The 24,684-nt window shown below is 66.9% G+C and carries 23 protein-coding genes and 1 tRNA gene; 18 read left to right on the top strand and 6 right to left on the bottom strand.

What is annotated here, in order from left to right; genetic code table 11:
- The first annotated feature begins 3 nt into the window (after positions 1–3).
- Both G4G00_RS05190 and G4G00_RS05185 read left to right on the top strand, forming a co-directional pair.
- Positions 4–639 carry a glutathione S-transferase N-terminal domain-containing protein gene (locus G4G00_RS05190; protein WP_075674863.1) on the top strand — a complete coding sequence of 212 codons (636 nt, stop codon included), beginning with the start codon at positions 4–6 and terminating at the stop codon, positions 637–639.
- An 84-nt stretch (positions 640–723) separates the two neighbouring features.
- Entirely contained in the window at positions 724–1,176 is a 453-nt protein-coding gene (locus G4G00_RS05185) for a ClpXP protease specificity-enhancing factor (RefSeq protein WP_108752675.1), read from the top strand.
- Positions 1,177–1,219: 43 nt separating this feature from the next.
- Here the strand turns inward: G4G00_RS05185 and G4G00_RS05180 are convergent, their stop codons facing one another.
- Positions 1,220–1,570, bottom strand: a complete 351-nt coding sequence (locus tag G4G00_RS05180) for a DUF3301 domain-containing protein (RefSeq protein ID WP_108752676.1) — start codon at positions 1,568–1,570, stop codon at positions 1,220–1,222.
- 210 nt (positions 1,571–1,780) lie between these two features.
- Between G4G00_RS05180 and G4G00_RS05175 the strand changes: the two genes are divergently transcribed.
- Positions 1,781–3,289 carry a PhoPQ-activated protein PqaA family protein gene (locus G4G00_RS05175; RefSeq protein WP_108752677.1) on the top strand — a complete coding sequence of 503 codons (1,509 nt, stop codon included), beginning with the start codon at positions 1,781–1,783 and terminating at the stop codon, positions 3,287–3,289.
- Here the strand turns inward: G4G00_RS05175 and G4G00_RS05170 are convergent.
- From G4G00_RS05170 to G4G00_RS05160, 3 genes are all read right to left on the bottom strand, one after another.
- Positions 3,183–4,133 (bottom strand): DUF2272 domain-containing protein, encoded by a 951-nt coding sequence (locus tag G4G00_RS05170; protein WP_164271665.1) that lies wholly within the window; start codon positions 4,131–4,133, stop codon positions 3,183–3,185. The genes G4G00_RS05175 and G4G00_RS05170 overlap by 107 nt on opposite strands.
- A gap of 114 nt (positions 4,134–4,247) precedes the next feature.
- Positions 4,248–5,099 carry a carboxylating nicotinate-nucleotide diphosphorylase gene (gene nadC, locus G4G00_RS05165; protein ID WP_164271661.1) on the bottom strand — a complete coding sequence of 284 codons (852 nt, stop codon included), beginning with the start codon at positions 5,097–5,099 and terminating at the stop codon, positions 4,248–4,250.
- Positions 5,096–5,365 carry a Trm112 family protein gene (locus tag G4G00_RS05160; protein WP_005408847.1) on the bottom strand — a complete coding sequence of 90 codons (270 nt, stop codon included), beginning with the start codon at positions 5,363–5,365 and terminating at the stop codon, positions 5,096–5,098. Before G4G00_RS05160 ends, nadC begins: the two co-directional genes overlap by 4 nt.
- 58 nt (positions 5,366–5,423) lie before the next feature.
- Here G4G00_RS05160 and purE point away from each other — a divergent pair, with 58 nt between their 5' ends.
- From purE to G4G00_RS05145, 3 genes are all read left to right on the top strand, one after another.
- Positions 5,424–5,927: a 5-(carboxyamino)imidazole ribonucleotide mutase gene (gene purE, locus G4G00_RS05155; RefSeq protein WP_079221357.1), complete on the top strand. Its 504-nt coding sequence runs from the start codon at positions 5,424–5,426 to the stop codon at positions 5,925–5,927.
- Positions 5,924–7,072: a 5-(carboxyamino)imidazole ribonucleotide synthase gene (locus tag G4G00_RS05150; RefSeq protein WP_108752681.1), complete on the top strand. Its 1,149-nt coding sequence runs from the start codon at positions 5,924–5,926 to the stop codon at positions 7,070–7,072. Before purE ends, G4G00_RS05150 begins: the two co-directional genes overlap by 4 nt.
- A 97-nt stretch (positions 7,073–7,169) precedes the next feature.
- Positions 7,170–7,511, top strand: a complete 342-nt coding sequence (locus G4G00_RS05145) for a carboxymuconolactone decarboxylase family protein (RefSeq protein WP_108752682.1) — start codon at positions 7,170–7,172, stop codon at positions 7,509–7,511.
- 38 nt (positions 7,512–7,549) lie between these two features.
- On the opposite strand, the gene G4G00_RS05140 is transcribed toward G4G00_RS05145, so the two are convergent.
- Complete coding sequence (locus tag G4G00_RS05140; protein ID WP_164271658.1) at positions 7,550–8,128, bottom strand: superoxide dismutase; 579 nt, start codon at positions 8,126–8,128, stop codon at positions 7,550–7,552.
- Positions 8,129–8,247: 119 nt separating this feature from the next.
- Here G4G00_RS05140 and grxD point away from each other — a divergent pair, with 119 nt between their 5' ends.
- The 11 genes from grxD to G4G00_RS05085 all read left to right on the top strand — a co-directional run bounded on the left by grxD (position 8,248) and on the right by G4G00_RS05085 (position 21,836).
- Positions 8,248–8,568 (top strand): Grx4 family monothiol glutaredoxin, encoded by a 321-nt coding sequence (grxD, locus tag G4G00_RS05135; RefSeq protein WP_108749163.1) that lies wholly within the window; start codon positions 8,248–8,250, stop codon positions 8,566–8,568.
- Entirely contained in the window at positions 8,565–9,338 is a 774-nt protein-coding gene (locus tag G4G00_RS05130) for an SDR family NAD(P)-dependent oxidoreductase (RefSeq protein ID WP_164271655.1), read from the top strand. Before grxD ends, G4G00_RS05130 begins: the two co-directional genes overlap by 4 nt.
- 229 nt (positions 9,339–9,567) lie before the next feature.
- The gene (locus tag G4G00_RS05125) at positions 9,568–12,780 is read left to right on the top strand and encodes a carboxypeptidase regulatory-like domain-containing protein (protein ID WP_234414671.1); all 3,213 of its coding nucleotides are present in this window, start codon (positions 9,568–9,570) and stop codon (positions 12,778–12,780) included.
- Between the two features lie 252 nt (positions 12,781–13,032).
- Entirely contained in the window at positions 13,033–14,421 is a 1,389-nt protein-coding gene (gene ppnN, locus G4G00_RS05120) for a nucleotide 5'-monophosphate nucleosidase PpnN (RefSeq protein WP_108752685.1), read from the top strand.
- Between the two features lie 295 nt (positions 14,422–14,716).
- Positions 14,717–15,232, top strand: a complete 516-nt coding sequence (locus tag G4G00_RS05115) for a GspH/FimT family pseudopilin (protein WP_108752686.1) — start codon at positions 14,717–14,719, stop codon at positions 15,230–15,232.
- Positions 15,229–15,705 (top strand): type IV pilus modification protein PilV, encoded by a 477-nt coding sequence (gene pilV / locus G4G00_RS05110; protein ID WP_108752687.1) that lies wholly within the window; start codon positions 15,229–15,231, stop codon positions 15,703–15,705. Before G4G00_RS05115 ends, pilV begins: the two co-directional genes overlap by 4 nt.
- Positions 15,702–16,868 (top strand): PilW family protein, encoded by a 1,167-nt coding sequence (locus G4G00_RS05105; protein ID WP_164271652.1) that lies wholly within the window; start codon positions 15,702–15,704, stop codon positions 16,866–16,868. The genes pilV and G4G00_RS05105 overlap by 4 nt, the downstream gene beginning before the upstream one ends.
- Before the next feature lie 4 nt (positions 16,869–16,872).
- Positions 16,873–17,382 carry a PilX N-terminal domain-containing pilus assembly protein gene (locus G4G00_RS05100; protein ID WP_108752689.1) on the top strand — a complete coding sequence of 170 codons (510 nt, stop codon included), beginning with the start codon at positions 16,873–16,875 and terminating at the stop codon, positions 17,380–17,382.
- Between the two features lie 10 nt (positions 17,383–17,392).
- The gene (locus G4G00_RS05095; RefSeq protein WP_108752690.1) at positions 17,393–21,262 is read left to right on the top strand and encodes a PilC/PilY family type IV pilus protein; all 3,870 of its coding nucleotides are present in this window, start codon (positions 17,393–17,395) and stop codon (positions 21,260–21,262) included.
- 14 nt (positions 21,263–21,276) lie between these two features.
- Positions 21,277–21,705 (top strand): type IV pilin protein, encoded by a 429-nt coding sequence (locus G4G00_RS05090; RefSeq protein WP_108752691.1) that lies wholly within the window; start codon positions 21,277–21,279, stop codon positions 21,703–21,705.
- A gap of 54 nt (positions 21,706–21,759) precedes the next feature.
- Positions 21,760–21,836 (top strand) — tRNA-Asn (locus G4G00_RS05085).
- Between the two features lie 62 nt (positions 21,837–21,898).
- On the opposite strand, the gene G4G00_RS05080 is transcribed toward G4G00_RS05085, so the two are convergent.
- Positions 21,899–22,411: a GspH/FimT family pseudopilin gene (locus tag G4G00_RS05080; RefSeq protein WP_159093948.1), complete on the bottom strand. Its 513-nt coding sequence runs from the start codon at positions 22,409–22,411 to the stop codon at positions 21,899–21,901.
- A gap of 152 nt (positions 22,412–22,563) precedes the next feature.
- Here G4G00_RS05080 and uvrB point away from each other — a divergent pair, with 152 nt between their 5' ends.
- Positions 22,564–24,588 carry an excinuclease ABC subunit UvrB gene (uvrB, locus tag G4G00_RS05075; RefSeq protein WP_108752693.1) on the top strand — a complete coding sequence of 675 codons (2,025 nt, stop codon included), beginning with the start codon at positions 22,564–22,566 and terminating at the stop codon, positions 24,586–24,588.
- Positions 24,589–24,684: the final 96 nt, after the last annotated feature.

Below are 24,684 nucleotides of genomic sequence, written 5' to 3'. Positions count from 1 at the left end.
TTGATGGCGGCGAGCGTACGCATGCGCAATACACTGACGCTGTTTTCCTCGAACGACGATGTCCTGTGCCATCGGGTGCGTCTGGTCCTGGCGGCCAAGGGCGTGACCTATGATTTCGTGCCGGTCGATCCGCAGAACCCGCCGGAAGACTTGATCGATCTCAATCCCTACCACTCGGTGCCCACCCTGGTAGAGCGCGAACTGGTGCTGTACGCCGCCTCGGTGGTCAGTGAGTACCTGGATGAGCGCTACCCGCATCCGCCGCTGATGCCGGTCGATCCGCTGTCGCGTGCCCGCATCCGCCTGGCCATGCTGCGCATCGAGCACGACTGGGTGCCGCAGGTGCAGGCCATCCAGCTGGGCAACAAGACCCAGGCCGAAGCTGGCCGCAAGCGCCTGAAGGAACTGCTGACCGCATCGCTGCCGCTGTTCAAGGCCAGCAAGTTCTTCCTGAACCCGGAAATGAGCCTGGCCGACTGCGCGATGGCGCCCATCATCTGGCGCCTGCAGTCGCTGGACGTGCCGCTGCCCAAGGATGGCAAGGCCATCGAAGACTATGGCAACCGTATCTTCCGCCACCCCGGGTTCGTGCGCAGCCTGACCGATCAGGAAAAGAAGCTGCGCGACCTGCCGGTCTAGGCGATTGCCGCAGTTCCCGTCTGCACGCCCACCGGCGTGCCGTGATGCGCCCCGACAGGGGCGTCGTGCGCGTACACTTCACGCATGACCGACGACTTCTTCCACATGACCAGCCACCGCCCGTACCTGCTGCGGGCCCTGGTTGAATGGATCAACGACAACCAGCTGACCCCGCACATCCTGGTCGACGCCGGCGTGCCCGGCGTGCAGGTGCCGCCTTCGGCCGTGAAGGACGGGCGCGTGGTGCTGAACATCGCCGAGCGTGCGGTGGTGCGGCTGATGATCGACAACGAGATGGTGAGCTTCTCGGCGCGCTTCTCCGGCACCAGCTACCCGGTGCAGGTACCGATCAGCGCGGTGCTGGCGGTGTACGCGCGCGAAACCGGGCAGGGCATGGCACTGCCGGACGATATTCCCGGTGCCGAAGCGACCGCTGCCAGTGACGAGCCGCTGCACGAGGGCGACACCCCGCCGGACGACACGCCGCCGTCCAACCCGCCGCCGAAGGGCCGACCGACCCTGCGCGTGGTCAAATAAATGTGGGTGCCGACCGTTGGTCGGCACAGCCCGGCGCTACCGCCTACACATCCTCGGCCTCATCCACATCCGCGCGGATCCTGCTGATCCGCGCCGCGCCCGGCCCAGTGAACGAGATGAGCTGGTCGCCGCGCAGCACCATGCGCCCGACATGGCGATCGATGCCATCGTAGGAATACTCGAACTTGAAGGTGCGCTCGAAACCGAGCCGGCCATCCTCGCCGCGCGACAGGCGCAGGCCGGTGGCATGCACCGCCTGGTCCAGCCACTGCACGTCGGCGGCACGGCAGGCATTGCGACCCAGTTCCACCGCGCGCTCGGCGGCCGAACGCGCCGCGTTCCAGAAGAAATAGACGATACCGCCAACGATCAGCAACAACAGCAGGGTGGGCATGGCGTGGAATGTCTGAAGTCGATGCAGCCAAGATGGCGGCGAAGCGGGCCGGGATCAAGCACCGTGACGTTTCCGGGCTGAAAGCGGCCGTGGGCCGGCCAGCGACTGCATCGCTGGACACCGCGCTGACAACGCTGTCGCCATTGCCTCTCGAAGCGCCGCCGCCACACGGGCAGGGTCGGTGCTTTCCTACAGGCGGCGAGGCGGCGAATGCACAGAGCGAGGACGGTGGTGATGGTGATGCTGATGGGCGCGGCATGCGCATCGTCCGCAGAAGGTGCCGTCGGTGCGGAGCCGCAGCCAGGGCAGGCCCTGTTGTACGCTCGGGGCGCAACCTCGTCCTTCCCGGGTGGCCAGCGGCGTCAGTTCACGCTGCAGTCGCAGCGCTGGCCTGACCGGCAGCAGGGGGCGACCTGGCGCCATCGGGTGGAGGTGCTTCAGCCCGATGCGCCGCAACCCGGTCCGGCCCTGCTGGTCATCAACAATGGCGTGGCCCATGACGGCGGCGGGCGCCCGGCCGGAGCGGCCACCGACCTGCCGGCCGAGGTGCTGGAAACGCTGGTGCGCACGCTGGGCATGGCGGTGGTGTCGCTTGCCGATGTGCCGCCGCAGGCCATGGCGTTGCCGGGGGACACCGCGCTGCGCACCGAAGATGATCTGGTGGCTGCCACCTGGCGCCGCTATCTGGACGACCCGGCGCGCCCCGCGCATTGGCCCCTGCACGTACCGATGACGGAAGCCGCAGTGCGCGCGCTGGATCTGGCCGACCGCGAGCTGCCAGCGGTTCAACGCCCGTCCTATATCGTCACCGGCGCGTCCAAGCGCGGCTGGATCACCTGGCTGCTGCCGCTGGTGGACGATCGGGTCAGCCACCTGGCACCGTTCGTGATCGACATGCACTGGCAGGCACTGGCACCGCACATCCGCAGCGTGCACGCCGGGCGCTGGCCGATCGCGCTGCAACCGTATGTCGACCACGGCATCACCGCCGAGATCGGTACCGACGGCTTCGCAGATCTGATGCGCATCGTGGACCCGTACACGCACCTGGACGGGCCACGGGCAGCACGGCTGGCCCTGCCCAAGCTGCTGGTCAACGCCAGCGGCGACGATTTCTTTCCGCCGGATGCGACGTCGCACTATCTGCGCGCGCTGCAGGGACCGACGGCCCTGCGCATGGCGCCGAACAGCGATCACGGCGGCATCCGCCGCTTCACCGCCGATGCGCTGCTGCCGACGCTGCGCCGCTGGCGCACCGGCAGGGGGTTGCCGCAGATCGATTCGCAGTGGAACGCCGAAGAGGGCCAGTTGCAGGTGCGGGCGCAGGGCGAACGGCCGCGCCGCGCGCTGCTGTGGCAGGCGCACAACCCGCACGCGCGCGATTTCCGCCGCGCCTGCGGCATCGCGTATGAATCGGCCGAGCTTGAACTCAACGACCAGGGCGGGGTGTCGCCACCACTGGCCGTGCCAACGCGCGGCTGGAGCGCTTCGTTCGTCGAACTGCACTACGACGACGGCATGGTGGTGACCACGCCGGTGCAGGTGCTGCCGCAGGATCGGTTTCCTGCACAGCCCCCGGCGCAGGGCGAGGGGCGCTGCAGGCTGGTGCCACTCAGCGGCTCGGCGCCGCCTGCACAGGCAGTGGCGACAACGCCGGTTGTGCCGGCAACGGGGCCGCTACATTCAGCTGCAGCAGCGCCGCCCAATCCTGTCGATTGAAGCTGCACTCGTCTTCGCGCCCCGGCGTGCAGCTGGGGTCGATGCCGGTGGTGTCATGCGAGCGTGCCGGCGGCAGCTGGATGCGCCCGCTGCGATCCAGTTGCAGCAGGCGCATGGCCACGGTGTTCATCACGTTGCCGCCCACCAGGTACAGGGTCTGGTCGCCGCCCAGGTTGGCCGCCACCACGACTTCGCAATGCGATTTCCAGTGGCCCACCGAGCCGTTGCCCAGTGCCTGCACCAGCCCGCTGTAGCTGAGGGTGCTGCTGCGGTCGCGCAGGAAGCACAGCATGTCGCCGGGGGCAGGCTTGGCGGTGGCCGGGTCCAGCAGCCGGTACGGGCTGCCGGCCGGGCCGGCCTGGTAGGCAGCGCGGATGTAGTCGATGTGGCGCGGCGAGGTGGTGAAGCCGGGCACCCCGGCGCGCACCATCACCCAGGAAATGAAGGCGGCCGACCACGGATTGTCGACCAGGAAGGCGCGGCAGTCGCTGTCGGTGTAGCGCACCCCCAGGGGTGCCAGGCAGCTGCTGGCGCCGTCGATGCTGCCCATCGCGTTCAACGTGCCGCTGTCACGCCAGTAGGCGGCCACGCGCCGCCAGGCCACCAGGCCGTTGTCGGCCAGGTAGCCGCTCTCGGCCTCGGTGACGGTGAGGCTGGCCGCACGGCCTTCGCGGTCGATGAAGGCGCGGTACCACAGCCGGTGTTCGTTGCAGGCCGCGTTGCGGATGGAGATCGCCAGCGGGCTCAGGCCATAGCGGGGTGGCACGTCGCAGGCTTCGGCGGCGACGGCCGACAGCGGCGCGGCGGCCAGCAGCAGGCAGGCAGGCAACAGCATCCGGCGCATGCGCGGCTCCTGTAGGGGATGGCCGCAGCGTCGCAGTGCCGTCGTGAACGCAGGGTGTGAGAACGGGGTCAGATCCCTTTCCCATGGGAAAGGGATCTGACCCCATGCCAGGCCTCAGCCCGGCGGCGGGCCCAGCTTCAGTGACAGGTCGATCGCCTGCACATGCTTGGTCAGGCCGCCGATGGAAATGCAGTCGACGCCGTCTTCTGCAATGGCGCGCAGGCCGTCCAGGCCCACGCTGCCTGATACCTCCAGTGGAATGCGGCCGGCGGTGATGCGCACCGCCTCGCGCCGCAGGTCGGCGCTGAAATCATCCAGCAGGATGCGCTCGCAGCCGGCGTCCAGCGCCTGCTGCAGCTGTTCCAGGTCTTCCACTTCCACCACCAGCGGCAACTGCGGCCACTGCTGGCGTGCGGCCGCCACCGCGGCCGGCAGCGAGCCGGCGGCGCGGATGTGGTTTTCCTTCAGCATCACCGTGTCGTACAGGCCGAAGCGGTGGTTGTCGCCGCCACCGCAGCGCACCGCGTATTTCTGCGCCAGGCGCAGGCCGGGCAGGGTCTTGCGGGTGTCCAGGATGCGCGTACCGGTTCCGGCCACGGCCGCCACATGGCGCGCGGTGGTGGTGGCGGTGCCGGACAGGGTCTGCAGGAAATTCAGCGAGGTGCGCTCGGCGCTGACCAGGCTGCGGCTGCGGCCCTGCAGCAGGGCCAACACGGTGCCGGCCTTGACCACCGCGCCTTCGTCCACCTGCCAGTCGATGCGGACCTGCGGATCGAGCGCGCGATGGGTGGCGTCGAACCATGGGCGGCCGCAGATCACCGCATCCTGCTTGCACAGCAGGTAGGCGCTGTCCGGTTGGTCAGGCAGCAGGGCGGCGGTGACGTCACCGCTGCCCAGGTCCTCGGCCAACGCGCGGGCGACATCGGCCGCGACCTGGGCCGCATCCGGCGTCGGCAGGGTACTCATGCGGCGGGGAAGTCGGCGATCTGCGCGGTCGGGATGGCCTCTTCGGCCAGCAGTACCGGAATGCCGTCGTCTACCCGGAACACCTGCTTGCGGTCGCGGGTCACCAGGGCCTCGCGCAGCGGCTGGGCCAGCGGGTTGCCATCGGCCTTGTTCACCGCACCGGCGGAAATGGCCTTGTTGAGGGCTTCCAGGCCCTTGCCATCCAGCAGGGACAGGGGCTGGCGGGTATCGGGCGACACCAGCAGGTCAAGCAGCTTGCGATCCATGGTTCTTCGTCTTGCGTGGAAGATGGCTAGAATACGTCTTTAAGGTAGGTGACGGCCAATGACCCCCAACCCGATCGCGCCGCTCGTCGGCATCGTCATGGGTTCCCGCTCCGATTGGGAAACCATGCAGCACGCGGCCCAGAAGCTTGAAGCCCTGGGTGTTCCGTTCGAAGTGAAGGTGGTTTCGGCCCACCGCACGCCGGACGTGTTGTTCAGCTATGCCGAAGAAGCCGGCCCGCGCGGCCTGCGCGCCATCATCGCCGGTGCCGGCGGTGCCGCCCACCTGCCGGGCATGATCGCGGCCAAGACCGCAGTGCCGGTGCTGGGCGTGCCGGTGCAGTCCAAGGCCTTGAACGGCATGGATTCGCTGCTGTCGATCGTGCAGATGCCGGCCGGCATTCCGGTGGCCACCTTCGCCATCGGCAATGCGGGCGCCTCCAATGCCGCGCTGTTCGCCGCGGCCATGCTGGCCAGCGACCAGCCGGCCATCGGCCAGGCGCTGGAGGCGTTCCGCACCCGCCAGACCGAAGACGTGATGGCCCACGACGACCCGCGCCAATGAACCTGACCGTCGGCATCCTGGGCGGCGGCCAGCTCGCCCGCATGATGGTCCTGGCCGGTGCGCCGCTGGGCCTGCGCTTTGAACTGTTCGATCCGGCGGCCGACGCCTGCAGTGGGCCGTTGGCGCCACTCACCGTCGCCGCCTTCGACGACCGCCAGGCGCTGGCCGCGTTCGCCGCCAAGGTGGATGTGGTCACCTTCGATTTCGAGAACGTGCCGGCCGACAGTGCGCAGTTCCTGGCCGACCGCGTGCCGGTCTACCCGCCGCCGGCCGCGCTGGCGGTGGCCCAGGACCGGCTGAGCGAGAAGACCCTGTTCCAGCAACTGGGCATTCCGCTGCCTGCCTTTGCCGATATCCGCAGCCGTGACGAGCTGGCCGCGAAGGCCGCCGAGTTCGGTCTGCCGTGCATCCTCAAGACCCGCCGCCTGGGCTACGACGGCAAGGGCCAGTTCCGTCTGCGCAGCGCGGCCGACATCGACGCCGCTTGGGATGCGCTGGGCGCGCAGGTCGAGCGCACCGGGCTGATCCTGGAAGGCTTCGTTGCCTTCCAACGCGAAGTGAGCGTGGTGGCCGTGCGTGGCCGCGATGGCAGCTTCCAGGCCTGGCCGGTCACCGGCAACTGGCATGTCGATGGCGTGCTGTCGGCCAGCGTGGCCCCGGCCGTGCTTTCCGCAGCCGAGCACGAAGCTGCCATTGGCTACGCGCGCCGCGTGGCCGACCACCTGCAGTATGTGGGCGTGTTCGCCCTGGAACTGTTCTGCCGCGATGGCGAACTGCTGGCCAACGAGATGGCGCCGCGCGTGCACAATTCCGGGCACTGGACCATCGAAGGCAGCGAGACCTCGCAGTTCGAGAACCACCTGCGTGCCGTGCTGGGCCTGCCGCTGGGCAGCACCCGCATGCTCGGCCATGCCTGCATGCTGAACTGGCTGGGCGCCATGCCCGATCCGGCACCGGTGCTGGGCCAGGCCAGCGGCCATTGGCACGATTACGGCAAGCAGCCGCGTGATGGCCGCAAGGTGGGCCATGCCACGCTGCGCGACGACCAGGCCGATGCCCTGGCCGATGCCCTGGAGCAGGTCGGGCTGGAACTGGACCGCCAGGCGCAGGTCGCCCCGGCGGTACACGCGCTGCGCAACCGCTGAGGCGGGCGCAGCGCTGCAACATTGTGGCGCGCCGGTGTACGCATCGGCGCAACCCCTGCGGTGGTAGCGTGGGGCTCCTTTCCCCGGAGTCACCGCCATGCTCGACTGGAACGCTTACCGCAAGGAACTGAAGGGCCGCATCGGCGAGATCGGCAAGCTCTCGCCCGACACCCTGAAGGGCTACGCGACGCTGGCCAATGCCGGCGCGCAGACCAACCACCTGGATGCGAAGACCCGCGAGTTGATCGCGCTGGCAGTGGCGGTCACCACCCGCTGCGACGGCTGCATCACCGTGCACGTGGATGCGGCGCTGAAGCAGGGCGCCAGCCGCGAAGAGATTGCCGAGGCGCTGGGTGTGGCGGTGTCGCTCAATGCCGGCGCCGCGCTGGTCTATTCGGCGCGGGTGATGGATGCAGTGGCCGCGCACGAGAACGCGTGAGGCGTGCGGCGTCGCCGGGCCATGCCCGGCGGTCCGCCTCAGCGCAGCTGGCTTTCGGCGAATTCCCAGTTCGCCAGCTGCCAGAACCCGTCCAGATAGCGCGCGCGCTCGTTCTGGTAGTCGGTGTAGTAGGCGTGTTCCCACAGGTCGCAGCACAGCAGTGGCGTGCTGTCGCCGGTCAGGGGCGTGCCGCCATTGCGGGTGACCTGGATGCCCAGTTGCCCGCCAGGGTGCTGCACCAGCCAGGCCCAGCCCGAGCCGAACAGGCCCAGCGCTGCGCGGTTGAATTCCTCGCGCAGGCGCTGCGCATCGCCAAACTGGCGCTTCACCAGCTCGCCCAGGCGCCCCTGCGGTTCGCCGCCGCCGCGCGGGCGCAGGCATTGCCAGTAGAAGCCGTGGTTCCAGGCCTGGGCGGCGGCGTCGAACAACGCGCCCTGGGTCTGGCGCACGATGTCATCCAGCGTGGCCTCTTCCCATTCGGTGCCGGCAATGGCGGCGTTCACCGCGTCCACGTAGGCGCGATGGTGGCGGCCGTGGTGCAGTTCCACGGTGGTGGCCGACAGGTGCGGCAGCAGGGAGCCGGGAAGGTAGGGCAGGGCAGGCAGTTCGACAGACATGGACAGGTTCGTGGTCAGGGAGCGGTGGCAGCCGGTACCATCGGCATACAATGGCGGCTACCGTGGGCAGTCTAGCCGACCACCGCGGTCGGTTTGTCCGGCGAAGCAAGGAGTGAGGTGTGGCGGTAATGCAGCAAATCCAGGCCGAGGTGGATCGTTACCCGCTCGTGCTGTTCATGAAAGGCACCCCGCAATACCCGATGTGCGGCTTTTCCAGCCGCGCCGTGCAGGCCCTGATGGCCGCGGGCGCCGTGTCCCTGCGCACCGTCAACGTGCTCGAAGAGCCGGAGATCCGCGCCAACCTGCCGCGCTTCTCCAACCTGCCCACCTTCCCGCAGTTATTCATCAACGGCGAGCTGATCGGCGGCTGCGACATCATCATGGAACTGTTCGAGGCCGGCGAGCTCAAGCGCATCGTCGAAGAGGCCACCCAGGGATGAGTGCCTGGCCGTCGACGTCGACCGATACGGCGCTCGACGGCCGTCCCCTGCGGGACCGCGTAGTGCTGGTGGCCGGCGCCGGCGGAGGGCTGGGCAGTGCCGCCGCAGTCGCTGCCGCCCGGGCCGGTGCAACAGTGGTCCTGCTGGGGCGCAAGCCGCGCCGCCTGGACCGGGTCTATGCCCAGGTGCAGGCCGTCGGCCCCGAGCCGCTGCTGTATCCGCTGGATCTGGAAGGGGCCAGCCCCGACGACTACGCCGACCTGGCGCAGGCCATCGGCCGCGAGCTGGGTCGCCTGGACGGGGTGCTGGTGTGCGCCGCGCATTTCCCCGGCCTGACCCCGTTTGAACTGGCCGACCCGGCCAGTTTCGCCCGCGCCGTGCATGTCACCCTCACCGCACCGGCCTGGCTGGCCCAGGCCTGCCTGCCCCTGCTGCGCCAGCGCGAGGATGCCGCCCTGGTGTTCGCCGTGGATGCGCCTGAGCGGGTAGGGCAGGCCTACTGGGGTGGCTATGGCGTGGCCCAGCATGGGCTGCGCGGGTTGATCGCCAGCCTGCATGACGAGCTGGCCAGCGGACCGGTGCGGGTGGCAGGGCTGTACCCCGGTCCCCTGCGCACGGCGCTGCGCGCCCGCGCCTACTCGATCGACCAGGACGCGACTTCGGTGGGCCCGGAAACGGCGGCCGCGGCCGCGGTCGCGCTGCTGTCCGCCGCCGGCCACCCGTGGCGGGGCCAGGTCCTTGACGCCCGCGCGGACACAGCGTCCTGTTAAGCGCTCGATAGCCCGGAATGAAGATTCCGTCACGATAGCGTTGCGATCCGGTGCCGCTTGTCGCACAACCGTCACATTGATGGGATAGCGTGTTAATCTAGTGTTAACCGTTGCGGCAGCTGCCGTTCACGGTAGGGAACCCCAGATAAATCTCCGAGCAGCCACCCGCAAGGCTGTTTGGATGCGCTTTTTTTCCGCCATCGCCAACTCGCATCGAGGCTACCGAAAAATGACCCACCCACTCCGGATGTCCAAGCTCACCCTTGGTCTCGTGGCTGCACTTGCCGCCGCCCCCGCCTTCGCCCAGAGCACCTCTGCCGGTGTCGGCGGCCAGGTCGTCTCCCGCAGCGGCCAGCCCGTTGCCGGCGCTGAAGTCACCATCACCCACAGTGAGTCGGGCACCGTCTCGCGTGCGACCACCGACGCGGCCGGTCGCTACAACGCGCGCGGCCTGCGCGTGGGCGGTCCGTACACCATCACCATCACCAAGCCGGGTGAAGGCACCAAGACCGAAGATGGCGTCTACCTGGGCGTGAACCAGACCGGCACCATCAACGCCACCCTGGCCGGTGACCTGGCCGGCGCGACCAACCTGGACACCGTGCAGGTCACCGCTGTCGGCGGCGGCTCGGAAGTGTTCAGCGCCACCAAGATGGGCTCGGGCACCAACCTCAGCCAGCAGCAGATCGAAGTTGCGCCGTCCATCGGCGGCAACATCCAGGATCTGATGCGTCTGGATCCGCGCGTCACCTTCATTGATCGCGCCTCGGGCTCGATCTCGGCCGGTGGCCAGAACCCGCGCTACAACTCGGTGAACATCGACGGCGTGTCGGCCAGCGACACCTTCGGCCTGGAAGGCAACAACATGCCGACCCGCCGCCAGCCGGTCGCCATGGAAGCCATCGAAGCGCTGGACATCAACCTGTCCAACTACGACGTCAGCATCGCTGCCGCTGCTGGTGCCACCGTCAACGCGGTCACCAAGTCCGGTACCAATGAATTCCACGGTTCGGTCTACGGTACCTACCGTGACGGCGACTGGTTCGGTGACAACCCGGAAGGCCAGCCCTTCAACGGTTTCACCAAGGAAAAGACCTACGGCATGACCCTGGGCGGCCCGATCGTCAAGGACAAGCTGTTCTTCTTCGCCAACTACGAAAAGTTCGAACAGGCCGCACCGGGTGCTGACCTGTCGACCACGCCGCTGGGCAAGGCCAATGGCCAGTTCACCCTGGCTGACGTGACCCGTGCGCAGGAAATTGCCCAGGGCTACGGCATCGACGCCGGTGGCCTGGAAAGCAATGGCGACACGAACATGGAAGAGTACGCGCTGAAGCTGGACTGGAACATCAGCGACAACCACCGTGCCAGCGTGCGCTACAGCAAGATCGACCAGAGCAAGCTGCGCATCAACGGCATGACCACCAGCTCGGCTTCGCTGAACTCGTACTGGTACCAGCACAACAAGACCAACGAGAGCTACGTTGCCCAGGTCTTCAGCGACTGGACCGACAATTTCTCGACCGAACTGAAGGCTTCGTACCGCGAGTACTCGGCCATCCGTGCCGTCAACACCAACGCGCCCAGCATCCGCATCTACTTCGGCGGCACCCAGGCTGCGCCGTCGGGTGACTCGCTGTACCTGGGTACCGAAGTCAACTCGCAGGACAACATCCTCGAGACCAAGGCGTGGAACTACTACGCCGCCGGCACCCTGACCCTGGGTGACCACGACGTCAAGTTCGGTGCCTCCTACGACACCAATGACATCTACAACTACTACGGCGCCAACTCGTGGGGCACCTATACCTTCTATGGCCTGAACAACTTCGCCAACGGTATCTGGAGCACCTACGACTACGCCCCGGAGCGCAGCGCTGGTTCGATCGCCGCTGACTACAAGTACAGCAACCTGGCCCTGTTCGTGCAGGACACCTGGTACGTCAACAGCAACCTGACCCTGACCCTGGGTCTGCGCGCTGACCGTCCGGACACCAGCCCGGCACCGGCCTACAACGCACCGGCCTCGACCTTCTTCGGTTACAACAACAGCAAGGTCCTGAACAACAAGTTCCTGGTCCAGCCGCGCTTCGGTTTCAACTACACCTTCGACACCGAGCGCCCGACCCAGCTGCGCGGCGGCGTGGGCCTGTTCCAGGGTGATTCCCCGCAGGTGTGGCTGAGCAACAGCTACTCGGCGACCGGTTTCAACACCAGCGTCTACAACCGCACCGTTTACGATCCGACCCTGGTCTTCAGCCCGGACAAGGACAGCCAGCCGGTTCCGGCGGGCGCAGGTTCGGCCGTGCAGAACGTCAACTTCGTCGGCAATGACTTCCGCATGCCGTCGACCTACAAGGCCAACCTGGCCTTCGACCACGAAACCCCGTGGTACGGCATCGTGGCCTCGGCCGAACTGCTGGTCACCAAGGTCAAGGACGGCCTGTACTACCAGAACCTGAACCTGGGTCCGGTGCAGTACCAGGGTCCGGATGGTCGTGACATGTTCTACAGCGCCAGCAAGAACGGCGCCTGGACCTCGGGCGACGCCCGTTTTGGCCGCAACCGTGCCAACTACAACAACGTCTACCTGATCACCAACACCGACAAGGGCCGCACTTCGCAGTTCACCGCGTCGCTGAGCAAGCCGTGGTCGGATACCAGTGACTGGTCCTGGAACATCGGCTACACCTACACCGATGCGACCGAAGTCGGCTCGCTGACCAGCTCCACCGCCAGCTCGGGTTGGAACTACCAGTACGCCTTCGACGCCAACACCGAAATCGAGAACACCTCGCGCTACCAGATCCGTGACCGCCTGTCGGGTTCGCTGAACTGGAAGCACAAGTTCTTCGGCGATTACGAAACCAAGGTCGGCCTGGTGTACGAAGGCCGTAGCGGTCGTCCGTACAGCTACGTCTTCGTCAACGATGCCAATGGCGACGGCCGTAGCGCCAACGACCTGTTCTACGTGCCGAAGGGCCCGGGCGACGTGCTGTTCGGTACGCTGGCAGCCAATGGCCAGTTCACCGCCGATGCGGCCATGGAAAAGAACTTCTTCGCATGGCTGGCCGCCAACCCGGATCTGGCCAAGTACGCCGGCACCACGCCGGGTGCCAACCAGTTCCGTACCGGCTGGATCAACACCTTCGACCTGCGCATCAGCCAGCAGCTGCCGGGCTTCATGAAGGGCCACAAGTCGGAGATCTGGCTGGACGTGCAGAACATCGGCAACATGCTGAACAAGAAGTGGGGCAACATCTACGACTACGGCTTCTTCGCCGACAGCCGTGTGGCCACCCTGCAGGGCATGTACCAGGGCAAGTACGTGTACAACTACCGCGGCGCGGACACCCCGACCGTGGCCAACGCAGACGCAGACGGCTTCGACGTCGGTGTCTCGCAGTGGTCGCTGCAGCTGGGCTTCCGCTACCAGTTCTGATGAACTGACGTAGTTGCTGCACACGGAAACGGCCGGGGAAACCCGGCCGTTTTCCGTTCAGTCGAAAGTGCTTGCGGGGCGTTTGGCTTCGGCGTAGCATCCAGACACGTGCGCGGCGCCATCGCCGCAACGGCGGTCCCAGCAACGGTGAACGCGGTCAGCACGCATCCAACGGTCGGGTTTCCCGGCCGTTTTGCTTTTTAAGGGGGCGGCAGTACAGTCGGAAACCTTGAAGGAAGCGAAAAGTTGGATATGACCACGAACGAAAAGGCAGCCCGTGCGCTGCCGGTGCAGGATGCGCGGATCTACCCGCGTGGTGGGCTGGATGTGTTGTCGCGCGCCGAAGTGGCGCGCCTGCGCGATGCCTCCGGCGGCGGCATGCACGAGCTGTTGCGCCGCTGCGCACTGGCCGTGCTGACCAGTGGCAGTGCCTCGGACGATCCGCGCGCCGCGCGTGATCTCTACCCCGATTTCGACATCCAGGTGGCGCAGCAGGATCGCGGCGTGCGCATCGACCTGGTCAACGCCCCGGCGATGGCCTTCGTCGACGGCGAGATCATCCGCGGCGTGGCCGAGCTGCTGTTCGCGGTGGTGCGTGACCTGGCCTACATGGCCATCGAGATGGGCCCGGCCTACGCGGCCGAGCTGGAATCGTCCGAAGGCATCACCAACGCTGTGTTCGGCCTGCTGCGCAACGCGCGCATCCTCAACCCGGGCGACCCGAACCTGGTGGTCTGCTGGGGCGGCCATTCGATCGGCCGCGACGAGTACCTGTACACCAAGCAGGTGGGCTACGAGCTGGGCCTGCGCGGCCTGGACATCTGCACCGGCTGCGGCCCGGGCGCCATGAAGGGCCCGATGAAGGGCGCCACCATCGCCCATGCCAAGCAGCGCAAGACAGTCACCCGTTACATCGGCCTGACCGAGCCGGGCATCATCGCGGCCGAGTCGCCGAACCCGATCGTCAACCACCTGGTCATCATGCCGGACATCGAGAAGCGCCTGGAGGCCTTCGTCCGCATCGGCCACGGCATCATCGTGTTCGCCGGTGGCGTGGGTACCGCGGAAGAGATCCTGTACCTGCTGGGCATCCTGCTGCGCGAGGAAAACAAGGACCTGCCGTTCCCGCTGATCCTGACCGGCCCGACCGTGGCCGCGCCGTACTTCGAGCAGATCGACCGCTTCATCCGCCTGACCCTGGGCGATGCGGCCGCAGACCGTTACGAGATCATCATCGGCGACCCGGTGGCCGTGGCCAAGAAGATGGCCAGCGGCATCAAGCAGGTGCGCGAGTACCGCCTGGCGCAGAAGGATTCGTTCTTCTTCAACTGGTCCATCGAGATTCCGTGGGAGTACCAGCAGCCGTTCGTGCCGACCCACGAAGCGATGGCCGCGCTGGACCTGCACCACGGCCGTGCCCCGCACGCGCTGGCGGCCGACCTGCGCCGGGCGTTCTCGGGCATCGTGGCCGGCAACGTGAAGGAAGACGGCATGCGCCGCATCGAGGAGTTCGGTCCGTTCCAGATCCATGGCGACGCCGACATGATGCAGGCCCTGGACGCGCTGCTGCGCGCGTTCGTGGACCAGCGCCGGATGAAGATCTCCGGCGAATACCAGCCCTGCTACCAGGTGCTGGCCTGACCGGCCGGGGTCGGAGCCCCTGCGCGAATCCGACCCCATTGCACCGACCCGGGGTCGGATCCCCGCAGGGGCTCTGACCCCATTGCACCGACCCGGGGTCGGATCCCCGCAGGGGCTCCGACCCCATTGCACCGATCCGGGGTCGGATCCCCGCAGGGGCTCTGACCCCCGTCCGGCACGCTGGCGTGTCAACCCTTTGACGCCCATCGCCCGGAACTGACCGTTCATCCTGCCGCCGCTTGCCGGCGGCCGGTGGCTGCGCCATCGTGGCAACCAACACGCTGGGGAGCGTCCAATGAAACTGCGCCGGTCCAACGGCTTCACGCTGGTCGAGTTGATGGTCACCATCGCGGTGGTCGCCATTCTCGGCACCATTGCGTTTCCGAGTTTCCAGAGCACCATCCGTTCCAACCGCATCGCCTCGGCCGGCAATGAAATGACCGGCCTGTTGTCGTTGGCCCGCAGCGAGGCCGTGCGCAACAAGCGCGGCGGCGGGGTCTGCGGCAGCTCCGACGGCAGCAGCTGCGATGGCGCCTGGCGCTCGGGCATGCTGGCCTGGGCCGACGTGGACGGCAACGGCAGCAAGGGCGCCAACGAGGGCGTGCTGCGCTTCGTCTCGGTCACCTCCGATTCGGTCACCGTCACCGGCCCGGCGGCCGAAGTCGCCTTCGATGCCCGCGGTCGCCGCCGCGCGGCCGCCACCCAGCAGATCACCCTGCAGCCAGTGAAATGCGGCAGCGATCCCCAGCGCCGTACCCTGTCCGTCAACGCGGCAGGCCAGATCACCTCCACCAAGGCCGCCTGCCAATGAGCCGTCGTCTTCCCTCGTTCTCGCGGCGCCAGGCCGGCTTCAGCCTGCTGGAAGTGCTGATCGCCATCCTGATCCTCGGCTTCGGCCTGCTGGGCTTCGCCCTGCTGCAGACCATGAACGTGCGCTTCGTGCAGAGCGCCAACTACCGCACCCAGGCCACCAACCTGGCCTACGACCTGCTGGACCAGATGCGCAGCAACCGCTACCAGGCGGGCTGGTACACCGGCGCCAGCTTCGCGGCCAACTCGGTCAGCGCCAGTTCGTGCACCCGCGTGCTCGGCGCCGACCAGGGCGTGGCCAGCAACATCACCCGCTGGCAGTGCCAGGTGGTGCAGTCGCTGGGCGAGGGCGCCAGCGCCACCGTGCTCAACGCCAACGGCCGGGTCACGGTGGGCATCGCCTGGGGCGACCAGCGCTGGGATCCGCAGGATCCCAACGCCCGCACCACCTTCACCCTGGTATCGCAGCTGTGAGCGCGCCCCTGTCCTCCCGCCGCCACGCCGCCGGTCTGTCGCTGATCGAAATGATGGTGGCCATGGTCATCGGCCTGGTGCTGATGCTGGGCGTGGTGCAGGTGTTCATCGCCTCGCGCACCGCCTCGCGGCTGGCCGAAGGCAATGCACGCGCACAGGAAAACGGTCGCTTCGCGCTGGAGTTCCTGCAGCGCGACATCCGCATGGCCGGCCACTTCGGTTGCGTGAACGACCAGGCGCATTTCGTGAAGGGCGAGGGCGACCCGACCATCAACACCGGCGCCGCCACCGGTTCGGGCCATCCGCTGGATTTCAGCGTCAGCATCCAGGGCTATGAGGCCCCGGGCACCGGGCCAGGCACCAGCCTGACCGTCGGTGGCAGCTGGCCGGCGGTGACGGGCCTGCCGAGTTCGATCAGTGCACTCAAGCCGCGCGATGGCAGTGATGTGCTGGTGCTGCGCTATCTGGCCGCCGAAGGCGTACCGGTCACCGCGCTGGCGCCCGGCGCCAACAGCGTGGTCGGCTTCGACGGCACTCTCGGCAAGCGCCTGCTGGAAGGTGGCGTGACCGCGCCCACGCTGTTCGGCGTGGCCGACTGCAGCCATGTGAACGTGTTCAAGGGCACCTACGTTGAAGGCCAGGTCACCGCCAGCGGCGCCAACCTGGACCGCTACACCGTGCAGCCCACCGGCCAGACCATGATCTACCGCGCCGAATCGGTGGTGTATTTCGTGGGTACCTCCGGTACCACCGGCGAACCGGCGCTGATGCGTGCGCGCTCGGACGGTGCCGACGGCTACGCCGCCGCCGAAGAACTGGTGGAAGGCATCGAGAACCTGCAGCTGCTGTTCGGCCTGGACAGCACTGCGGCCATCACCAGCACCACCCCGCCCACCGGCAACATCACCACCGTGGCCATTGCCAGCGGCGTGTCCACCGGCACCAACGCAGCGGCAGCGGCGCAGTGGCGGCGCGTGGGCCAGGTGCAGGTCGGCATCCTGGCGCGCAGCCCGCAGCCCTCGCAGGCCGAAGCGGCCACCGATGCGCTGCGCTACCCGCGCATGCTCGGCGTTGGCTTCGCGCCGTCCACGCCGAACGACGCGCGCTACCGCGCCGCCTACGAATCCACCATTGCCCTGCGTAACCGCCTCTTCGGGAACTGATGCCATGAACGCTCGAGCCCGCATCCGTCCAATGCCCCGCCAGCAGCGCGGTGCCGTGTTGTACGTCGCGCTGATCATGCTGATCCTGCTGGCGCTGATCGGCATTGCCGGCATGCAGGTGGCAGGCATGCAGGAAAAGATGGCGTCCAACTACCTGGCTACCAATATCGCCTTCCAGAATGCCGAAGGCGTGACCCGGCGCAGCGAACGCGCGGTGGAAGCCATCGCAAACCGCACCGCCGCCGCTGCCGATGCACCGCTGGTGGCCAGCGATATCCAGGACAACTGCGATATCGCCTTCGATCCGGTGGGCTGGGGCCGCGACCGCGCGCTGACCACCGTGCAGGCGGTGAACGTGCGCCGCATCGATACCTGCGTGATCGGCGGCGGTTCGCTGTCGATGGGCAAGCCGCTGGATCCGGTCACGCCCATCTACCAGATCACCACTTTCGCTACCGATACCGCGACGGACTCCTCGTCCACGGCGTCGGTCGATTCCATTTTCAAGCTCTGAGGCCGCCGGCATGTCCCGTCGCACTTCCCGGATCATCGCCGCGTCTGCCTTCGCCGTGCTCGGCGTGGGTGGCTACTTCGCCTACAGCCTGTTCGCCGCGCAGGGGCAGGGCGCCCTTGCCCAGGCGCCGCTGAACAACACCACCTCGATCCCGCCGGCCTTCATCATGGCCGTGGACGATTCCAACTCGATGACCTTCGAGCGGATCTTCCGTGGTGGCGATGGTCGCATGCAGTGGAACGGCAGCAGCTTCTTCAGTTCGGCCGGCGTGTTCTACAACGTGGGCGAAGCCTGTGGCAACAACTCCACCGACTGCTACCTCTACCTGTTCCCGCACTCGAACTTCAACACCTCGTATTCGCCGGGCCGCGCGATCCCGCCGATCGATGCGTTTGGTTTTGCCCGTTCGCCCACCTACAACGCCAGCTACTACAACCCGGCCGTGACCTACGAGCCGTGGAGCCTGCCAGTGCGTGACAGCGGCGGCAACATGCTCTGGCCGAACGCCACGTTCTCCGCGGCACGCGTTGATCCGCGTGACCCGACCGTCTACGGCAGTGATTTCACTACCGGTTACAACACCGTGTACGACCTGTCCTCGCGCCAGGTCAATGGCGAGGCGTTCCAGTTCGTCACCGGCATGACCATTCCGGCCGGTACCCGCTACCGGTCGAACGGGCGCACCTGCAACAGCAACAACAACAATGGCAACGGCCTGGCCAGTTCGGGCAACGTCTGGACCAATCTGGGCAGTGACGTGCTGGTGCGTGCGGACTGCACGGTGCAGATCGCCTATGTACCGGCCACCTTCTACCTGCCGGCCGACCAGGCCGCGCCGGCCGGCTACCTCACCGGCGACGCCAACCGCCCGCTGATCAGCAATGCCTGCGGCCCGGGCTGCAACATGCGTCGCTACCAGATCCTGCCGGAGAACTACGGCGCCAATACGGCCGACCTGGCCAACGCGCAGCGCAACTTCGCCAACTGGTTCCAATATCACCGCAACCGCATCCTGTCGATGGTCGGCTCGTCCTCGCACGCCATGGTGGGCGTGGACAACATGCGCGTGGGCTATTTCACCATCAATGCCCGCAACAACGTGACCATGTACGACGTCACCTCGCAGCGCTCGGACCTGTTCGGGCAGATCTACCGGCTCAAGCCCAATGGCGGTACCCCGAACCGGCAGGCCGTGGCTTACCTGGGCGAGCAGTTCCGGCGTACCGACGCTGGCGCACCGGTCATCCGCGCCTGCCAGAAGAACGGCGGCATGCTGTTCACCGACGGCTATACCAACGTGGGCAACTCGGCCAGCGGCTATGGCAACGCCGACAGCGCCGGCGGCAAGTTCTTCCCGACCCAGCCGTTCGCCGATGGCTACAGCAACACCATTGCCGACATCGCCGCGTCGTACTACGCCGGTGGCTCCACCCCGCTGCGCACGGGTGCCAGTTTCCCCACCGGCCTGGTCCCGGTGCCGGATCAGTGCAGCACGCTCAGCCAGTCCTCGCCTGACTGGAAGCGACTGGACTGCCAGACCAACCTGCACATGAACTTCTACGGCGTCACCCTGGGCGCGCAGGGCCTGATCTACGAGGTCAACCAGGCCGCCACCGATGACCCGTATGCCAACCCGCCGAACTGGAACGCCAATGGCGACCCGCTGACCGATGACGATGGTCGCGTGATCGACGAGCTGTGGCACGCCGCCATCAACAGCCGCGGTGAGTTCATCAATGCCAAGACCCCGTCGGACGTGACCGAGGCCATGCGCCGGGTGCTGTCGGCGGTGGGGTCGGGGCAGACGCCGTCGGGTACGTTCGCACTCAGTGGCGCGCGCATCGGTACCGGTTCGCTGACCGTCACCCCGATGTACGACGTACAGAACAACGGCACCGACTGGTACAGCAAGCTGACCGCGAGCAGCGTGTCGGTGAACCCCACCACCCGCGAGGCGCAGTACACCACGCGCTGGGAAGCCAGTGCGCAGATGCCTGCCGCGGCCGCGCGCAATGTGTTCTTCAACGACGGCAGCAGCGTGCGCAAGTTCAGCGGTACCACGGTTACCCTGGCCGGGCTCTGCAACCTGTCCAGCACGCTGTATCCGGCGCAGTCGATCTGTACCTCCGCGAACCTGGCGGCGCTGGGTGCCGATGCCACCAGTGCAGCCAATTACCTGCTGGGCGAGAGCAGTGGTGAAGTCCGCAACGGTGGCAAGCTGCGTGATCGCACCACGCCGCTGGGCGACATCGTCAACTCCACGCCGGTCATCAGTGCACCGGTGGACGACTTCGGCTACCGCGCGCTGGGCGGCACCCTGGGCACGAGCTATACCAACTACCTGACCAGCAAGCGCACCAACAACCGCTACGTGGTCTATGCCGGTGCCAACGACGGCATGCTGCATGCGTTCGACGGCGGCATGGACGCAGCGGGCACGGTCGGCGGCAATGGTGGTCGTGAGCTGTTCGGTTACATTCCGGCCACCTCGTACGGGCACATGGGCAACCTGCTGCTGCCTTACGACCCGACCAAGAAGAACGCCCAGCCGTTTGTGCACAAGTACTTCGTCGATGGTCCGCTGACCGTGGGTGATACCTTCTACGGTGGTGGCTGGCACACCACCCTGGTCGGCACCACCGGCGCCGGCGGGCGCGGCGTGTTCGCGCTGGACGTGACCACACCGGGCAGCTTCGCGGCGGGCAACCGCCTGTGGGAAATCAACGATCTGGCCGGTGATGCCACGGTGCGGGCCAACATCGGCCACGTGCTGGGCAAGCCGGTCATCGTTCCGGTGCGCGCGGCCGATGGCAGCGTCAGCTGGAAGGCGATCTTCGGCAATGGCTATTCCAGCGCCAGTGGCAAGGCCGTGCTGTTCGTGGTCGACATCGGCACCGGTACGCCGACCATCCGCATGATCGAAGCGGGAGAGCCCAATTCCACCATCGCCGGGAGCAATGGCCTGGGCAACATCGTGGTGGTGGATCGGGTGAACAACCTGACCATCGACCCGGTCACCAACAAGCCGAGCCGCGTGCGCGACGGCTACGCCGATACCGTCTACGCGGCCGACCTGAAGGGCGCGGTGTGGAAGTTCGACCTGACCTCCACCGCCACTTCGGTCACCGTGCCTGTGTTCACCACCGGCACCTTCGTGCAGAACGGGCAGACCTACCGCCAGCCGATCACCGGCGGCCTGCAGGTGGCATCGGGTGAACGCGGCGGCGTGCTGGTGATGTTCGGTACCGGCAGCTTCTCCTTCAACGATGACACCCTGCCGATCTCGTCCACCCAGATCCAGAGCCTGTATGGCTTCAACGATGTGGTGAACGGTGCGGTCACCACCACGCTCACGCGTGCCAACCTGACCCCGAACGCGGTGGTCACCACCAGTGGTTCGCGTACGCTGCAGGTGGGTACCGCGCCTACCTCGTCACTGGGCTGGTACGTCGATCTTCCTGCCGGCGAACGCGCGGTGGGTTACCCGGAGCTGGCCTCGGGCATCCTGTTCATTCCCACCTACGCACCGGTGGAAGTCACCAGCGGCTGCAGCACGTCGGGTGCGAACTGGCTGTTCGGGCTGAGTCCACGCAGCGGTGCCGGTGCGCTGTCCGGCGTGCGGGTGGGTTCTCCCACCGGTACCTCCGCCGCCGCCGGCACGGCTGCCATGTCGTTGAACTCGCCGGGCACCGCGCCGATCAAGGATGTGGGCGTATCGGTGGTGCCGCGCCTGCAGCCGCCGACCAATCCGAACGACGGCTCGGGTGTGCCGACGGTGCCGGCCGGTGCGGGCTGCTGGATGGTGGTCAATGTGTCCGGCGCGCAGCCGCTGTACGTGCCGTATCCCTGTGGCCGCCAGTCCTGGCGCCAGATCCAGTAACGGAGATTCCTGCGATGTCACTCAAAGCAATCCGCGCAATGGGCCAGGTCCGCGGCTTCACCCTGATCGAACTGATGATCACGGTGGCCGTGGTGGCGATCCTGGCGGCGGTGGCCTATCCCTCGTACACCGACCAGATCCGCAAGTCGAGGCGTGCGCAGGCCAAGGCGGACATGGTGGAATACGCGCAGATGGCCGAGCGTTCGCACACCACCAACAACACCTACGCCAACTTCCGTTTCAGCAACGGCACCACCAGCATCCAGTCGCCGCGCGAAGGTGGTACGGCGCAGTACACGATCAGCATCCAGGCCGCGCAGGGCACGTTCACCCTGACGGCGGCGCCGCAGGGCGCGCAGGCCAAGGACAAGTGCGGCACGATGACGGTGAACCAGGCCAATGTGAAGACACCGAGCGCCAGTGCGGTGGCCGGTTGCTGGTGATTTCGCGCAGGGGTGTTGCATCGGCGCGCAGCAGCTACTAGAATGCGCCTCCCCGCCCGAATAGCTCAGCCGGTTAGAGCACTTGACTGTTAATCAGGGGGTCGTTGGTTCGAGTCCAACTTCGGGCGCCAGATCCTGCAGAAGCCGCGAGAAATCGCGGCTTCTGCTTTTCTGCGTCCGCCATCCGCGTGCTTCAGCAGGGTTCCGGCGACGCGCTGCGCAGCGAGCGCACACGCCCGGTATTGCTCACCACCACTTCGGCCTGCGTCAGGCCGCGCTGGCAGACGCGGATGCGCGCATTGCTGCCCGCGCTGCGCCCGCTGGCACGAAACACGATGTGCGGGCGACCGTGCGTGCTGAAGGCCTGCAATGAGGAATGGCTCTGAAGCTGGCGCGCGGCCAGTGGTGGTGCCGGATCGGCCTCATCCGGCCGTGGTTGTTCGGCGCGCAGCAGCCAGCCCTGGCTCCAGTCCTGCCCGCACTGCAGGCCGTCGCTACTAGGGCAGGCCAGCACGGAGCGGCGGTGGGTAAGCGCCGTGCTGCGGGCCTGGTTCAGCGCCGTGTGCAGCTGCATGCGCAGCTGGTCGGCGCGCAGGCGATCGAGCAGGCCGGCGAACGGCGGCGCCGCCAGGCAGGCCAGGATCGCCAGCACCGCCATGGCCAGCAGCAGTTCGGCCAGGGTGTGGCCGGGGGCAGGGGAGAGCATCAGGCGGACTCCAGCAGCGGGCAGGGCACCAGCCTCCGCCCGCCGCCGGCGCGGCACCATCGGGTTTTGCCGCTGCCTGAATCGGGTTCTGGTTCAACCGGTCGTCACTGGAGTGGCCGGTATACTGCGGGTTCCTGGGATCTGGCAGCACCATGAGCGACAGCTTTCAACTCGTTTCGCCCTATTCGCCGGCTGGCGACCAGCCCGATGCCATCGCGAAGCTGACCGACAATTTCCAGGCCGGCATCGCCAAGCAGACCCTGCTGGGCGTCACCGGTTCGGGCAAGACCTACACCATCGCCAACGTCATCCAGAACGTGCAGAAGCCGACGCTGATCATGGCGCCGAACAAGACGCTGGCGGCGCAGCTGTATGGTGAGTTCAAGGCGTTCTTCCCGCACAACGCGGTGGAGTATTTCGTCAGCTATTACGATTACTACCAGCCCGAAGCGTACGTGCCCTCGTCGGACACCTTCATCGAGAAGGACAGTTCGATCAACGAGCACATCGAGCAGATGCGCCTTGCCGCCACCAAGACCCTGCTGTCGCGCCCGGATGCGATCGTGGTCGCCACGGTGTCGGCCATTTACGGCCTGGGCGCGCCGGAAGACTACCTGTCACTGCGCCTGATCCTGTCCAAGGGTGAGCGCATCGACCAGCGCGACCTGATCAACCACCTGACCCAGCTGCAGTACACGCGCAACGAGTACGAACTGCAGCGCGGTACCTTCCGCGTGCGCGGCGAAGTGATCGATGTGTTTCCGGCCGAGTCGGACAGCGAGGCCCTGCGCATCGAGCTGTTCGATGGCGAGGTCGAGAAGATCACGATGTTCGATCCGCTTACCGGCGAGACGATGCGCAACCTGCAGCGCTTCACCGTGTACCCGAAGACCCACTACGCCACCACCCGCGAGCGCGTGCTGGCGGCGGTGGAAACCATCAAGGTCGAGCTGAAGGAGCGGCTGGAGCAGCTGTACGCGCAGAACAAGCTGGTCGAAGCCCAGCGCCTGGCACAGCGCACCCAGTTCGACATCGAAATGATGGCCGAGGTGGGCTTCTGCAACGGCATCGAAAACTACTCGCGGCACCTGACCGGCAAGAATGCCGGCGAGCCGCCACCGACGCTGTTTGATTACCTGCCGCCGGATGCGCTGCTGGTGATCGACGAATCGCACGTGACCATTCCGCAGATCGGTGCCATGTTCAAGGGTGACCGGTCGCGCAAGGAAACCCTGGTCGAGTTCGGCTTCCGCCTGCCTTCGGCGCTGGACAACCGGCCGCTGCGCTTCGAGGAATGGGAAGCGCGCTGCCCGCGCAGCATCTACGTCTCGGCCACGCCGGGCCCGTACGAGCTGCGCGAGTCGGCCGATGAGATCACCGAACTGGTGGTGCGCCCGACCGGCCTGATCGATCCGGTGGTGGAAATCCGCCCGGTCGGCACCCAGGTCGACGACCTGATGAGCGAGGCCAACGAGCGCATCAAGGCGGGCGATCGCGTGCTGGTCACCACGCTGACCAAGCGCATGGCCGAAAATCTGACCGAGTACCTGACCGAGCATGGCATCCGCGTGCGCTACCTGCATTCGGACGTGGACACCGTCGAGCGCGTGGAGATCATCCGCGACCTGCGCCTGGGTAAGTTCGACGTGCTGGTGGGCATCAACCTGCTGCGCGAAGGCCTGGACATGCCCGAGGTGTCGCTGGTGGCGATCCTGGACGCGGACAAGGAAGGCTTCCTGCGTTCGACCGGCTCGCTGATCCAGACCATCGGCCGCGCCGCGCGCAACGTGCGCGGCAAGGCGATCCTGTACGCCGACAAGATCACCCGTTCCATGCAGGCAGCGATCGACGAGACCGACCGCCGCCGGGCCAAGCAGGTCGAGTACAACGAAGAACACGGCATCGTGCCGCGTTCGGTGGCCCGGCCGATCACCGACGTGCTGGAAGGTGCGCGTTCGGATGCCGCCGAGAAGGAAGCGCGCAAGGGCAAGGGCAAGGCCCGTGGCGGCGTGGCCGAGCCGACTGCGGACTATCGTTCGCTCAGCCCGGCCCAGCTGGCTTCACGCCTGAAGGCGCTGGAACAACAGATGTACCAGCACGCCAAGGATCTGGAGTTCGAGGATGCCGCGCGTGTGCGTGACCAGATCCGGCAGCTGAAGGAAGCCAGCCTTGGCTGAACGGGCCAACGTCGGTTGCCTTCACAAAACTATTGCGCTGGCGCGCCGGCATCCGTAATATACGCGGCCTGCACCGACGCAATCGCGGAAATGCAG

This window comes from Stenotrophomonas sp. B1-1 (assembly GCF_010894375.1).
In the GTDB taxonomy this organism is placed as follows: Bacteria; Pseudomonadota; Gammaproteobacteria; order Xanthomonadales; family Xanthomonadaceae; genus Stenotrophomonas.
The sequence above is the reverse complement of the archived record's forward strand: the minus strand, read 5'-3'. Positions and strand labels throughout refer to the sequence as shown.

Excerpts from the sequence above, each read along its gene's own strand:
- G4G00_RS05190 (WP_075674863.1), top strand. The coding sequence starts at position 4 with ATGGCGGCGAGCGTACGCATGCGCAATACACTGACGCTGTTTTCCTCG.
- G4G00_RS05185 (WP_108752675.1), top strand. The coding sequence starts at position 724 with ATGACCGACGACTTCTTCCACATGACCAGCCACCGCCCGTACCTGCTG.
- G4G00_RS05180 (WP_108752676.1), bottom strand. The coding sequence starts at position 1,570 with ATGCCCACCCTGCTGTTGTTGCTGATCGTTGGCGGTATCGTCTATTTC.
- G4G00_RS05175 (WP_108752677.1), top strand. The coding sequence starts at position 1,781 with ATGCACAGAGCGAGGACGGTGGTGATGGTGATGCTGATGGGCGCGGCA.
- G4G00_RS05170 (WP_164271665.1), bottom strand. The coding sequence starts at position 4,133 with ATGCGCCGGATGCTGTTGCCTGCCTGCCTGCTGCTGGCCGCCGCGCCG.
- nadC (WP_164271661.1), bottom strand. The coding sequence starts at position 5,099 with ATGAGTACCCTGCCGACGCCGGATGCGGCCCAGGTCGCGGCCGATGTC.
- G4G00_RS05160 (WP_005408847.1), bottom strand. The coding sequence starts at position 5,365 with ATGGATCGCAAGCTGCTTGACCTGCTGGTGTCGCCCGATACCCGCCAG.
- purE (WP_079221357.1), top strand. The coding sequence starts at position 5,424 with ATGACCCCCAACCCGATCGCGCCGCTCGTCGGCATCGTCATGGGTTCC.
- G4G00_RS05150 (WP_108752681.1), top strand. The coding sequence starts at position 5,924 with ATGAACCTGACCGTCGGCATCCTGGGCGGCGGCCAGCTCGCCCGCATG.
- G4G00_RS05145 (WP_108752682.1), top strand. The coding sequence starts at position 7,170 with ATGCTCGACTGGAACGCTTACCGCAAGGAACTGAAGGGCCGCATCGGC.
- G4G00_RS05140 (WP_164271658.1), bottom strand. The coding sequence starts at position 8,128 with ATGTCTGTCGAACTGCCTGCCCTGCCCTACCTTCCCGGCTCCCTGCTG.
- G4G00_RS05130 (WP_164271655.1), top strand. The coding sequence starts at position 8,565 with ATGAGTGCCTGGCCGTCGACGTCGACCGATACGGCGCTCGACGGCCGT.
- G4G00_RS05125 (WP_234414671.1), top strand. The coding sequence starts at position 9,568 with ATGACCCACCCACTCCGGATGTCCAAGCTCACCCTTGGTCTCGTGGCT.
- ppnN (WP_108752685.1), top strand. The coding sequence starts at position 13,033 with ATGACCACGAACGAAAAGGCAGCCCGTGCGCTGCCGGTGCAGGATGCG.
- G4G00_RS05115 (WP_108752686.1), top strand. The coding sequence starts at position 14,717 with ATGAAACTGCGCCGGTCCAACGGCTTCACGCTGGTCGAGTTGATGGTC.
- pilV (WP_108752687.1), top strand. The coding sequence starts at position 15,229 with ATGAGCCGTCGTCTTCCCTCGTTCTCGCGGCGCCAGGCCGGCTTCAGC.
- G4G00_RS05100 (WP_108752689.1), top strand. The coding sequence starts at position 16,873 with ATGAACGCTCGAGCCCGCATCCGTCCAATGCCCCGCCAGCAGCGCGGT.
- G4G00_RS05095 (WP_108752690.1), top strand. The coding sequence starts at position 17,393 with ATGTCCCGTCGCACTTCCCGGATCATCGCCGCGTCTGCCTTCGCCGTG.
- G4G00_RS05090 (WP_108752691.1), top strand. The coding sequence starts at position 21,277 with ATGTCACTCAAAGCAATCCGCGCAATGGGCCAGGTCCGCGGCTTCACC.
- G4G00_RS05080 (WP_159093948.1), bottom strand. The coding sequence starts at position 22,411 with ATGCTCTCCCCTGCCCCCGGCCACACCCTGGCCGAACTGCTGCTGGCC.
- uvrB (WP_108752693.1), top strand. The coding sequence starts at position 22,564 with ATGAGCGACAGCTTTCAACTCGTTTCGCCCTATTCGCCGGCTGGCGAC.